This window comes from Mucilaginibacter sp. P4_G9 (assembly GCF_056400985.1).
Window position 1 is genome coordinate 1 of sequence record NZ_JBFUKF010000147.1, and the last position, 12488, is coordinate 12488.

12 protein-coding genes and 3 tRNA genes are annotated in these 12488 nt (G+C 42.3%); 5 read left to right on the top strand and 10 right to left on the bottom strand.

Annotated elements, in window-relative coordinates; translation table 11 throughout:
- Nucleotides 1–134: 134 nt before the first annotated feature.
- Both AC1DPZ_RS13890 and AC1DPZ_RS13895 read right to left on the bottom strand, forming a co-directional pair.
- Nucleotides 135–207 (bottom strand) — tRNA-Lys (locus AC1DPZ_RS13890).
- 133 nt (nucleotides 208–340) lie between these two features.
- Nucleotides 341–1348, bottom strand: coding sequence for a WD40/YVTN/BNR-like repeat-containing protein (locus AC1DPZ_RS13895; RefSeq protein ID WP_477404297.1), 1008 nt, complete (start codon nucleotides 1346–1348; stop codon nucleotides 341–343).
- Nucleotides 1349–1488: 140 nt separating this feature from the next.
- Between AC1DPZ_RS13895 and AC1DPZ_RS13900 the strand changes: the two genes are divergently transcribed.
- The 4 genes from AC1DPZ_RS13900 to AC1DPZ_RS13915 all read left to right on the top strand — a co-directional run bounded on the left by AC1DPZ_RS13900 (nucleotide 1489) and on the right by AC1DPZ_RS13915 (nucleotide 3134).
- Nucleotides 1489–1572, top strand: a tRNA-Leu gene (locus tag AC1DPZ_RS13900).
- Nucleotides 1573–1658: 86 nt separating this feature from the next.
- A tRNA-Leu gene (locus AC1DPZ_RS13905) sits at nucleotides 1659–1742 on the top strand.
- A gap of 110 nt (nucleotides 1743–1852) precedes the next feature.
- Nucleotides 1853–2791 (top strand): carboxylesterase family protein, encoded by a 939-nt coding sequence (locus tag AC1DPZ_RS13910; RefSeq protein ID WP_477404299.1) that lies wholly within the window; start codon nucleotides 1853–1855, stop codon nucleotides 2789–2791.
- A 61-nt stretch (nucleotides 2792–2852) separates the two neighbouring features.
- The gene (locus tag AC1DPZ_RS13915; RefSeq protein ID WP_477404301.1) at nucleotides 2853–3134 is read left to right on the top strand and encodes a hypothetical protein; all 282 of its coding nucleotides are present in this window, start codon (nucleotides 2853–2855) and stop codon (nucleotides 3132–3134) included.
- A gap of 94 nt (nucleotides 3135–3228) precedes the next feature.
- On the opposite strand, the gene AC1DPZ_RS13920 is transcribed toward AC1DPZ_RS13915, so the two are convergent.
- On the bottom strand, nucleotides 3229–3594 hold the full coding sequence (locus AC1DPZ_RS13920) for a SnoaL-like domain-containing protein (RefSeq protein ID WP_477404303.1): 366 nt from the start codon (nucleotides 3592–3594) through the stop codon (nucleotides 3229–3231).
- 270 nt (nucleotides 3595–3864) lie between these two features.
- On the opposite strand from AC1DPZ_RS13920, the gene AC1DPZ_RS13925 reads away from it, so the two are divergent.
- Nucleotides 3865–4644 carry a DUF5995 family protein gene (locus AC1DPZ_RS13925; RefSeq protein WP_477404305.1) on the top strand — a complete coding sequence of 260 codons (780 nt, stop codon included), beginning with the start codon at nucleotides 3865–3867 and terminating at the stop codon, nucleotides 4642–4644.
- Nucleotides 4645–4697: 53 nt separating this feature from the next.
- Here the strand turns inward: AC1DPZ_RS13925 and AC1DPZ_RS13930 are convergent, their stop codons facing one another.
- Genes AC1DPZ_RS13930 through AC1DPZ_RS13960 form a run of 7 tightly spaced genes read right to left on the bottom strand, consistent with a single transcriptional unit; the run spans nucleotide 4698 to nucleotide 12279 of the window.
- Nucleotides 4698–4922, bottom strand: a complete 225-nt coding sequence (locus AC1DPZ_RS13930; protein WP_477404307.1) for a hypothetical protein — start codon at nucleotides 4920–4922, stop codon at nucleotides 4698–4700.
- A 21-nt stretch (nucleotides 4923–4943) separates the two neighbouring features.
- Entirely contained in the window at nucleotides 4944–8582 is a 3639-nt protein-coding gene (locus AC1DPZ_RS13935) for an ABC transporter permease/M1 family aminopeptidase (RefSeq protein WP_477404309.1), read from the bottom strand.
- Nucleotides 8583–8603: 21 nt separating this feature from the next.
- A complete protein-coding gene (locus AC1DPZ_RS13940; protein WP_477404311.1) occupies nucleotides 8604–9491 on the bottom strand; it encodes an ABC transporter ATP-binding protein in 888 nt (295 codons plus the stop codon).
- A 22-nt stretch (nucleotides 9492–9513) separates the two neighbouring features.
- Entirely contained in the window at nucleotides 9514–10251 is a 738-nt protein-coding gene (locus tag AC1DPZ_RS13945; protein WP_477404313.1) for a hypothetical protein, read from the bottom strand.
- Nucleotides 10248–10640 carry a GntR family transcriptional regulator gene (locus tag AC1DPZ_RS13950; RefSeq protein ID WP_477404315.1) on the bottom strand — a complete coding sequence of 131 codons (393 nt, stop codon included), beginning with the start codon at nucleotides 10638–10640 and terminating at the stop codon, nucleotides 10248–10250. Before AC1DPZ_RS13950 ends, AC1DPZ_RS13945 begins: the two co-directional genes overlap by 4 nt.
- A gap of 12 nt (nucleotides 10641–10652) precedes the next feature.
- On the bottom strand, nucleotides 10653–11441 hold the full coding sequence (locus tag AC1DPZ_RS13955) for a hypothetical protein (protein ID WP_477404317.1): 789 nt from the start codon (nucleotides 11439–11441) through the stop codon (nucleotides 10653–10655).
- On the bottom strand, nucleotides 11434–12279 hold the full coding sequence (locus tag AC1DPZ_RS13960; protein ID WP_477404319.1) for an ABC transporter ATP-binding protein: 846 nt from the start codon (nucleotides 12277–12279) through the stop codon (nucleotides 11434–11436). Before AC1DPZ_RS13960 ends, AC1DPZ_RS13955 begins: the two co-directional genes overlap by 8 nt.
- Nucleotides 12280–12488 lie beyond the last annotated feature (209 nt).

The window sequence follows — 12488 nt, forward strand, 5'->3', positions numbered from 1 at the left end:
CATTAAAGGTGTTATGGTCTACCAGCTGAGCTACGGAATCAAAATTCAACTTTTGCGGCAATTATGCCGTTTCTGTTCTAAAGAGATTCAAGTCTGGTTTTAAATAAGAAAAGCCGGCGTTCAAAGGCTTTTCGTGATCCCGCTGGGATTCGAACCCAGGACCCCAACATTAAAAGTGTTATGCTCTACCAGCTGAGCTACGGAATCAAACTTTTAACTTTTTCGGTAATCATACCGTTTCCGTTTAAAGTGGTGCAAATATAGGGCGATTAATAATATGATGCAAGTGCTTTTTGCAATTAATTGTAAAGTATATGTTAAGCTATTAATTGCCAATAAACTACATTTTAAATACCGCAATTTTACCCTTGTCGCCGGCCAATAAAACCAGTTTTCCACGTTTTGCTTTGCGGCAAACGTTAAAGCTGGTGGCATCAACTTGCTTCCACGATTGGCCCTGGGTTGTTGATATATTACTGCCCGATGTTCCGGTTGATAAATAAATCCCGCCCTTAATCCTTTCAACGCATGATTGAAAGCCCGGCGGGCCATTTTTTGTCAACTCATATTGATCATCCACCTTACTGTATTTGCAGCTTACCGAGTCAGCAATCTTATCTTTTGCATAATTACCCCCCACGGCTACTAAAAGATCATCAGATATAGAAAATGCGCCTTTGCTGCCTGCCCCCTGGGCCACGGGCAAACTTTTTGCCTGCCATTGCGGTTTGCCGCAATTACATAAACGCAAAAAACGGGCAACCGTACCCCCGCTTGCTATCACAACGCCCAGGTTTTTACTTACCCGCAAACAAGTGCCACTTGCCGCAAATGCTGCTTCACCAGGCATAGCATCGGGCGTATTTTTCATTTCGCTCCAGGTTTCGCCRCCGTCTTTGGTTTCCATCAGCAAAAATTTGTTGTTGATCGGGTCGCCTAAAATATAGCCATGTTTGGCATCGGCAAAATCCATGGCATCAAAAAAGTAAACACTATCGATTTTGCGGTATTTTTCCTGCCAGCTTTTACCTCCGTCGGTGGTTTTTAAAACCAGCGCCGGCGTGCCCGAGCTCATAATCACCGCTTCCTGCTCGTTAAAAGCTTCAATATCCCTAAAATCGGCCTTTTCGTATCCCTTAACCTGCTGCCACTTCCATGTTGTTCCGCCATCGTTAGTGATGGCTATATGCCCCTTGCTGCCGCTGATCCACGCAGTTTTATCATCTATAACCGATAGCCCCCGGATACTTGTAGGTTTATCCTGCTGCAAAATAGTTATGGTTTGTGCCGACGAGATTAATGGCAAAACAAATAAAGCACTGAGTATAAGCTGGTAAAATCGTTTCATTAATTTGTGTATAAATATCAATATGGTTCCTAAATTAATTGTTAGCAAGCCAAGTAACAACAACCTGCCGATTTTTATATTTATTAAGTTGCTTTTTGACAGAAACGATTATATTTGCACGCTTGTTAATAAAACAACAGGCCCGGATGGCGAAATTGGTAAACGTTGCGGTCTCAGAAGCCGTTGAGAATTGTCTCTTGAGAGTTCGAGTCTCTCTTCGGGCACGCCGGAATTGAAGTTGAAAGTCTTAAGTCTTAAGCCCAAAAGTGAAAATTTTAGGCTAATGACTTAAGACTTTAGACTTAAAAATGCCCAGGTGGCGAAATTGGTAGACGCACCATCTTGAGGGGGTGGCATTCGTAAGGATGTACGAGTTCGAATCTCGTTCTGGGCACTCGCAAAAATCTTCATATATTCCCCCTTACCCCTATCGGCTATAATAAGCAGCCCCGGCAAACATCTTTAAATGTTAGCTGTAACCTATATATACACCAAACACTCCTGATGCAAAAACAATTATTTTCCGCGTTAATTGCCTTGTTTACAGCATTTACGGTAAATTCTCAAACCCGGGCGGGCCATCAATATAAGGATCACGTTTTCCCCAATGTTGATATTAAACAAGAGCTGAGTTATAATCCACTTGCCTTACCTGCCGCCGACAAGGAATCATACTTATTTGATCTTTATCAGCCCAAAGGCGACCATTCTACAGCAAGGCCATTAATTATATGGATGCATGGCGGAGGTTTTAAATATGGTTCAAAAACAGCCAAAGGGATCCAGATATGGAGTAAGGATTTTGCCCAACGCGGTTATGTTTGCGCGGCAATTAATTACCGCTTAAGTAAAAAGAACCCGGCATTACATTTTAACCAGCTGCAAAATAGCTGTTATTATGCCGTACAGGATGTAAAAACCGCCATCGAATATTTTAAACAGCATTATGCAGAATACAATATAAACCCGGATAAAATTATCCTGGCGGGCAATTCGGCCGGAGCTATCATAGCATTGCAGGCCGCCTACAGCAGCAATGCCGAGCTTTCCAGGCGTACAGGTGTAACAGATTCAACCACGACATCAAAACCCAACGACAGGGCCCGGATTGCCGGCATCATTAACTTTTGGGGAGGCTTGTTTGATATCCGCTGGTTAAAAAACGCGCGGATACCTATTGTGAGTGTTTATGGCTCAAATGACCATATTGTAAAACCTGCCCAGGCTGATACTGGCTTATATGGCAGCATCGCTATTCATGAAAAGGCCGATGCCTTACAAATTCCCAATGCCATAAAAACATTTAAAGGCTTTGGCCACGAACTGCAATGGCATTTTAATCCCTTATTGGGGGCTGGCAAACCCGCGCAAAAAAGATGGCTGGAAGCTGCCCAGTTTGCCGCGGATTTTTATTACGAGATATTATTTAAGAAACCAGCGTAAACAATTATTTAATTTTGACGTTGCTGTATTGAAAATGCTTAAAACTAACTAATTACATATTATGAAATTAACAAGGATAGTCACAATTGCTACGTTAGCTATTTTTAGCTTACAGGCTTTGGAAGTATCTGCCGAAGAGCTGCCTGCTGTTGCAGAAGCATCTGTTTTACAGATTAAACTACCGCCACCCCCACCACGACCGCCGGCACCACCAAATCCATTCAGGAAGCGGCATCACAGGCGTCATCGCCGCCATAGGAGCGGAGGCTTGCATATAAAACTTCCGCCAAGACCACCGGCACCGCCAAACCCGCTTAATTTACCAACACCACCACGGCCATAAATATATAAGCCCCCGATCATATCAGGGGCTTTTTATTTAGGTTTATTTATTTTTTATCGAGGTTTATTTATTTTTATCGAGGTTTATTTATCTTTTATTGAGGCAGGTTATAAAAGAAGTTTTCGGTAACAATTTTACCATCCTTAACCTCGTAAACACAAACTTCGCTCATTGTGCTGCGGCCCTGTCCTTTGTAAGTAACATCCATATCCATGGTACATGAAAAGAAATTACCACTTACAATTGGATCAGATATCTCGCCGCTATGAATCTCTTCAACCATATCATACCATTGCTGATTTTTGGCCAATGCCGCTTCCTTACCTTCTGAAAGTTCCATCTGCGAACCTTTTGGCTCATGGCTCACAACATTATCGGCATAAAGCTCATTTATGGCATCTAAATTTTTGCCTTCGCGGCAAAACTCAACTAATTTTTCAGCTACTTCCTGTGTGTTCATTTTTATAGGTTTTAATTGGTTATTATTGGTATAAAGTTATCTATAATAACAAAAACAACACTGTTTGTTACTTTAAGTTTAGATTAAGTTTTAATAACAGACAAAGGATGCACAGCGGTTGAACAAAGGACAGCTCCACCCAATCCGAGCCATCAAATTCATTGTCTTAATTCTTGTTTCCCGGTTCTATTTCCCTTGTCGCTATTTATTTAATAGTGGTATATTACGTGGGCAATAATTAACCTTTTCTTTATCCGTAAAACAAACACCATGACTGCAGTTAGCATCGACCAGATTATCACCGACCTGGAAGCCATCATAGCCGATTCCATTGCAACCGGTAACAGGGCCGGATATTTCGCGGCATTGTACCATAAGGTTACATGCCGGGTAAAAGAAGGGATTGCGGCCGGTGAGTTTGAAGATGCCGCAAGAATGGAACAGCTGGATGTAACATTTGCAAGCCGCTACATTACCGCCTACAAGCAATGGCAGCAAAAGCAGCAGCCTACCGCCTCATGGACGCTAACCTTCGGCATCTTTAGCAAGTCGTCAAAAGTGGTACTACAGCACTTACTGGCCGGCATGAACGCCCATATTAACCTGGACCTCGGCATTGCGGTTGTTGAGACTGCAAACGCCCTTAACCAGCCGCTTAGCCTGGTACATAAGGATTTTAATGCCATCAATACCATATTATCGGCCCTTACCTACGAGGTGATCAACGAGCTTAACCAGGTATCTCCCCTGTTATCGCTGGCGGGTTTGCATGCGCAAAATAACTCCATACTCATCCAGTTTGCGCTTGGCAATGCACGGGATGGGGCCTGGTGCTTCGCCGAAGACCTTTTTGGCCGTAAAGACCAGGATTACCTTAACCTGATAACCAAACGCGATGCTGATATCCACAAACTGGGCACAGGCATCATCGGCCCTGTGGGCCTGTTGCGCTTTACCATGTGGCTAATTCACCTGTTTGAATGGCGCAACCCGACAAAGATCACCAGGGTATTGAGCACGTATAAAAAAGCTTATCTGAAAGTAAATTAATCAGCCCGATGTTTGATGGGTTTCATGCACCGGCAGGAAACACCATTATGCTATTATTTATTGGATATGCCTATCTTTTCTTTAACCCGCTTAAATAGCCTGGCATTATTTACATGATCATTTTCTTCCTTTTCGTTAAAATAACCGGTTAGGATATTTACAAAAAGCTCGTTTGCAGGGTCGGCTTCAACAAGGTTTTTCAATATCAAAAGTTCACCGGCAGATGCTTCGCCAATGAGCTTTTTGATGGTTAGGTTGATGATATTTTTTTGATGCATAAAAGCTTTACTACAATCGCGCTAAATATCTTTCACATTATCATTGGGCATCCTGTCTATCAGTTTACTATAGGGATCTATACCTGCATTTACAGGCTTGCCTTTAACAATAACAGTTATGGTATGCTGGCCTGCTGTTAGTTTATATTTTTTAAGATACAGCAGGTTGGTCACCGACCGGCCTTGCTTATTATTGGTGTTGGCTGCAAACACCCCGATATCAATATAATCGTTCATGTTTTTGGCCTGCACATCGTTGCCCTTGTTATCTATCCAAACTTTATCAACATTCACCTTTAGGGTTACCTTATATTCATTTTTGTTACCTGTGGGTATAGCCTTAGCTTCGGTCACCTTATTATCGTACAGTGTAATTTTTTGCCAGGTATCGGTTAAATAATATTGCAGCGAATCGGGCACATGTTTTTGCAGGTACCTGTACAGGTCATTGCTGCCTGCAAAGGGTGGCTTACTTTTAAATTGATATGCGTTTTTAAACTCACGCAGGGCAGCATTTAAACTGTCTTCACCCATCAGGTCTTTCAAAGTGTAAAGTACCAAACCGGCTTTGCCGCCCCATTCAAACCATTTATCGGCTTTTATCAGGGGATGTTCTTTTTCTTCCATGCGCCGCCGGATAAACGAGTAAAAGTCAATTTGATCTAACAAGATCCATTTCAGGTTATCTTTTCCATATTTCTTTTCGGCCATCACAAGGGCACTGTAGGTGGCTAATCCTTCCGGGATTACCAATGATCCTACGGTACTATTAGGGGCTACCTGGTAACGCCACCATTGCTGGGCCAGTTCGCGTGTGGTATTAAAATAGCAAAAGTCAAACTGGTTGGGGTCTTTAAAATCGGCATTCCAGGCATAGTATTCTGCATAGGTATCCATGCTGCCCAATGAGGCATCATGAGGGCCGTATACCGAGGTTTCTGCAAGGCGGATATCTTTAAAGGGATATGGCCCAAAAGCTGTTGAATAGTAACGAAGACCATCTTTATAGGCTGCCATAAACCGCCCTATATTGGCATTATGGGCCGGGTGATAGTAGATATTGATATTAACTTTATGATCAAGCTGTACACTATCATGCAAGGCCGAAAACTTTGCCGATACGATAGCGAACGGAGCATACATGCCCGGTTGCTTTTGTACATAATGATAATAATTCCTGCCGTTTTGCTGCCACTGTTTTTGCAGCTGACCCGGCGCTATGGCGGTTTGACCGGCCGATGTACTCACGGTAACATCCAGACTGAAAAGGTTAGATGCTTTTCCTGATTTTAAGGTACTGATGCCTGCAGGATCATTCTGTGCTATCTCCTCTTCATGCTTTTCGGGCAGATGGTTTTTTTTACGAACATAATTGCTGTTTATCTCATCGTCATCATCATAACCTAATCCGGGTAGTCCGCCGTTAAAAAAAGCACCGTTACGAAGCAGGTTTTTAGCAAACAAACCATTTTCAAAACCTTTATGAATAACGCATGAATTGATTTCTAACACGGCCGAGTCGCCGGGCAACAATGGTTTTTGAAACTGGTATAAACGAAAGTCGGCGGTATCCTGCTTCGGTCTGAACCAATTGAACATGCCCCGCTTGTATAGCAAAGGATAAGTGAATGGCACCGGCTTACCATCAGTTTTGATGGAATATTCAGTAAGCTCATCGCCATCCATCAGCAGTTTTACAATGGGCTTATCAGTTCTGTTAAAAATAGTAATAAAAGCCTTTATAAATTCCTGCTGCTTCTCTGGAAAAATATCGGCGTTTATTACCATGCGGGTTACTTTGGGCAGCGGTAAAGCGGCATATTTTTTTAAGGATTTTTCGTAAATGATCGCCCGGTCCTCACCTTCATCCTTAGTTAAAAAGTTATTTAAATAGCTTATGTTATAATAAYTATAAGCACCAACGGCTAAAAATGCCGCTGCCAATATCCCGGTAAACATTTTTGTTTTAGCATCAAACCGTTCGCTCAGCAACTGGAGCCTTTCTTTAAACGAGCTGGTTACACCCCGATAATAAAATAAGGCCGAAACAATAATGAGCAAACCGGCAAAAAGCAACCAGTACAGGTTAAACCAGTATATCGGTTTCAGCATATGGCCCACCCCGTCCATATCCGAAATACCATACCATGGCGTATACGAATAGATAAGCAGGTTATAATTAAAGATGCCGGTTACATTTAAGAAAAATACTAACACCCAAACGCTTACCCCTACCCCATGCGCTACAAATTTGTTGTTAATAAGCACGTGCACCAGGTACGAAAATATCACCATTTCCAGCAAGCGCGGCATCAGAATGGTAAACACAAAAATTAAATAAAAAGACAGGTTGTACTGGTGAAACCCTTTTACCGTTTGCACAAACAACCCGGTTATTAGGGGGACTAACGACAATCCGAATCCTAAAACAAGCAGCGCAAGCAGCCTGGAGCCATTTAACACCCAGTTTGGGGGCGGCAGCGAATCATTGATAAAAGCATACCGGGTTATCCTGTCGCGGTGAAGTGTTTCGCCGGTATAAAATATAATGATGAAGAAGATGAAGAACGGAAATACTTCATTAAATATACCCATCAGCATAATAGTACGCGGAAAATAGGATACCCCATACTCGTTATTACCCATCCAGAAAACAAAGCCAAGAAAACCCATGCCGCTCAATAAAATGATCCAGAAATAATTATCCCGGATGATATTGATCAGTTCTACTTTTGTGAGATTAAACAGGGTATTGCGGTTATAGGAGCCTGCAAAGCTTACTTTCGGGTTTTGGACAAGGGAGCGTTTTACCTTTGATACCTCATCATCAATAGCCGCTTTGTCTCTTTTTCCGCTAAAAAACTTCTCGAAATTAAAGCGGACATAGGTAAACAACAAAATAGCCAATCCAATACCTGTCCACATGATCCGGTTAAACAAAAAGGCGCCTTCCACAGGAAACAGGGTGGTGTTTTTTTGGGTAGATGTAGTTGTGGCCGAAAGCAGGCGAACAGCATTGAGCCCAAAAGGATCGGCATTAATAATTACGGTAGCGTTATTGGTATGATTAAGGAAAAAGATGGAAAGAAAATAGCCCAAAAATAACAGGATGCCCCCGCTGTAGATCACCTTTACATTGCGGGTGAGGGCTACTAATCCAAAAAATAACGACGAAGTAAAAAACAGGTTAGGGAGCGCCATGATAAAAAACGGGTGCAGGTAATACACCAGGTTATTGGGGCCATATTCCCTGGGGTCTTTCCAGCCCATGGCCGGGCCAAGTTTGGTGCCTATGTATGCCCCTATAATAATGGAGCTTGCTATAAACAGCATAAATAAAAACGAACCAAAATATCTTCCCCAGAAATACCCGGCTTTTGTAATGGGGTAAGTGAGGTAGTAGTCTTTGGTATTGTATTCAATATCGCGGTATAGAGCTACCCCCATAATGGACGAGCTTACCAACATCATTAACATGGTAATACCGGCGCACCAAAGCGTTATTACATAAGGTGCATTAATGTGTTCTTTTTCGCCCAATGGTAACGATCCGGTGGCAAAGGTCATTACGGTAAAAGCCAGGGCGGCGGCAAAGTATAGGTACACCGCGGGCCTCCTGAGGCGATTTTGCACCTCGAAAACAAATATTTTCCAGAACATATTGTTGTGATTTAAAGAGGTTTAAATGGTATTTACATCCACGCGCGTAGCAATATTGCTAAAATAAACATCCTCCAGGTTTGGGGTTACGGCTACAAAACCGTTGCCCGGCTCAGTATCCTGTATTATCCGGATATGTAATTTACTGGTTTTTAGCTGGGTAGATATCACGGTAAAATCGTCCTGGTAAAATTTGAGGTCTTGCTTGCTGATGGCTTTACTATATATTTTACCTTCCATTTCGTTTACGGCGGTATCGGGCTGGCCTGCATACAACACCTCGCCCTGGCAAATAATGGCAAAGTTGGAGCACAGGGTACTTACATCCTCAACGATATGGGTAGATAGGATTACGATGGTGTTTTCGCCCAGCTGGCTCAGCAGGTTGTAAAAGCGGTTCCGCTCGGCAGGGTCAAGGCCGGCGGTGGGTTCATCCACAATAATCAGTTTTGGGTTGCCAATCAGCGCCTGTGCAATACCAAAACGCTGTTTCATTCCTCCCGAATAAGTACCGAGGTGCTTTTTGCGGTCTTTTGAAAGGTTTACGTTTTCGAGCAAACTGCCTACAAGCTCCTTCCGCTCGGCTTTGTTGCCCACTCCCTTTAGCTGCGCGATGTGATCCAGCATCCGCTCGGCAGATATTTTAGGATATACGCCAAACTCCTGGGGCAAGTAGCCAAGCAATTGCCTTACCTGGGTTTTGTTTTTCAGCACATCAAGGTCATCCAGGTAAACGCTGCCTTTATCAGCCTCCTGCAAGGTAGCTATAGTGCGCATCAGGGACGATTTACCCGCGCCGTTTGGCCCCAATAAGCCAAACATGCCATTGGTTAACGTAAGGGATACATCCTTTAAGGCATGTACCCCATTGGCATAGGTTTTTGAAAGTGAATTGATAATTAATTTCATAAGAGTAAGTGGTTAGGTATTATTATTTGATCGGAATATTGTTTTTGGCCGCTCCATTCAGCACAAGGTGCGTACTATCAGCCAGGCTATAATGGAGGTTTTTTATCCGGGCCTGCTTTAAAATTAATTTGCTCCTGTTCATAATCTGCAGGTTGGCATTTTCAAAACGGTTATCCTCTAAAACAGTAAGTATGGAGCCGCTTAAAGGGCTTTGCCCCACTGTAGCGTTTAATGAGCCTATGGTGTTATTGGCCAGTAAAATTTGGCTGCCATAGTTTTGAGTAATGGTTAAGCTATCCTGCTTAAAGCCCTCAATTAAAACATTACGCCCGTTCCAGCCTTCATTGGCTACTGTATCAATTTTTTTTTGATTTTTATCGGTAACAAAAGCGCTGGCGTTTACACTTTTTATTACGGGGCACGAAATAAGCAGCAGGTAAGCAGTATGGTTATAATACCGCGAACCGTCAAAAGTTACATCTATTTGCAAACGCTCACCTGTTTGTTTAATAGTTGTATATCCACGAGCTTCCGGGTCCATTTTTACGCTAAATGGCCCCTGCACCAGTTTTACATTGGCTATTTGCGATGCGTTGATATCAAGCGTATTAAAGTTTTTAAATTTAAAAGGGGTATAATAGGAATATACATCCTTATACCTGCCGGTATTAAATTCCTTTTTCAACAAATAATCATATCCCAGCATACACAGCACCAGGAACACTAAAGCAGCTATAAATATTTTTGAACTCGTCTTCATTTGTTTGGGTCTGTTTTTGGTTGATTAATGTCCGATATGTATTTTTCATACATCGCCTTTATATCCTTAATATCAATATCCAGCAGGTAAATATTCCTGAAAAAATCGGGCATTTGTTGCTGTATGAAACGCTCTTTACGGTAAGCTTTAACCTTTTGAGGCCCGTCGGCAGCTACAAACAATCCTAATCCCCTTTTATTGATCACTACTTCCTGCGCCTGCAGAAACTCGTACGACCGGATAACGGTGTTAGGGTTAACTTCCAGTTCAACGGCCAGGTCTCTTGTTGAGGGGATCTTTTGCTCTGGCAGCCACTTACCTAATAATATATTTTCGCTCACATAGGCTGCTATCTGCAGGTATATGGCATCCTTATCTTTAAACTCCATAATTGATCAGCATCATACCTGTGTTTCTTTTAAGCGGAAATAAGCAGCAATCCAAAAAATAAAGGCCATTCCAATAAATACTACCGCCCCTATCCACACAAAATTTGAAACATTAACAGAATACATGATTCCTTTTTCCATAAACCCTAAATTGGCAAAGGGCATTACCTGTATGATATCCCTGTTCAGCAGCTGGCGCATCAGGATATTGTTACCAATGATCAAAATACCTATTGTTAAAAAAAACAATAGCGCTGTTTTTACAAAATGCATTTTTTTAAAATATATAGCACCGCAAAAAGCAACAGCGTGCAACAAACTATACAGGGTAAGCACCACAAAAAACACACTGGTACCTAAACCATTCACATTTTGAAACAGCTGGAATACCTCTTGCTGCTCCCCCGGAAAATGCCTGATATTCAATAAAAACAACATCACCAGGTAAAAGGCGGCAATAACCAATACCAGGAATACCACGAAAGAATAAAGCCAGGCCACCAGGTATTTTTCAAAATGGGTGGCAGGCAGCGTGAGGCTGACTATAGCTTTTTCATTATTGCTTATATCGGCAAATATGGTACTGGTAAATACCGTGCCCCCAAACAATATCACCCATATCAGCAGCAATAACTGCAGGTTTACTTCCATACGTACGTCCATCAGGAAAACCATAAAGGTGCCGCCAAGTATCAATACCCCCATCAGCACCATTAGCGACATGAGGTAGCCTTTATAATGCTCTGTAGTGAATTTCATAAACAGCATACCAAAACGCTTAAGTTTAAAAGTATTATTCATTGCCTGGTGCTTTTAAGGTTTGTAAAACAGGTTGATTACCGCTGATGATGGCATTAAAAAGTATTTCCAAATCTACTTTGCTGTAATCGCCGGTGGTGTTTTTGAGGATGGCATTTTTACCGCGCGGCCCGTTTTCCTGGTACAAAACTGGCAGCCCCTCAGTATCATGAAAACTACCGAAGGTTATTTTTTCAACCACATCATCAACAGACTGGTTGATCAGGATCTCGCCGTTATGTAAAATAAGCAAGGTATCTATCAGGCTATCGAGATCGCGCACCTGGTGAGTGGATATTACAATACAACGATCTTCTGTTAATACCGAAGCGATGAGCTTTCTGAACTGAATTTTGGACGGGATATCCAGTCCATTGGTGGGCTCATCCATAATGATAAGACTGGTATTGGTAGCCAGGCCAAAAGCTATCATAGCCTTTTTACGCTGCCCATAGGATTGCTTATCCATAACAGCATCAATATCCACATCCAAAACGTTTAAATATTGATAAAAATCGGCTTTGCTAAAGTTGGGATAAAAATATGCCGTGTTGGCCACAAACTGGGCAGGAGTAAGATCGGGCACAAACAGCTCCTCGGCCAGGAAATAAATATCTTCTAACACGGTAACCGGTCTGCCCGAAACGTTGATACCATTAAACAGGCAGCTGCCCTTCACCGGGAAAGCAAGGCCCGCTATATTTTTTAACAAGGTTGATTTACCTGCCCCGTTTTTTCCTAACAGGCCATAAATGTGGCCCTTAGCCAGCCTGAGGTTAAGCCCCTTAAAAAGCGGCTTGGCTTTTTGATAACCGAAATGAAGATTTTGAATTTCTATCATAAACAAGTGCTATAGTTAGATAGTGCACTACAAATGTACGTAACTATATTTTAAAATTCCAAATGATTGGGATTTTTTTTATGGGCGTATTAACCAACCGGCAAACCAGGCCGGTTGATAATAGCTATCAGACATGGGCAGAAGGAAAGAGTGGGAAATTAATCAAAAAGACATCTGCTATAACCTGATGCTGCGCTATTGCCATAAGC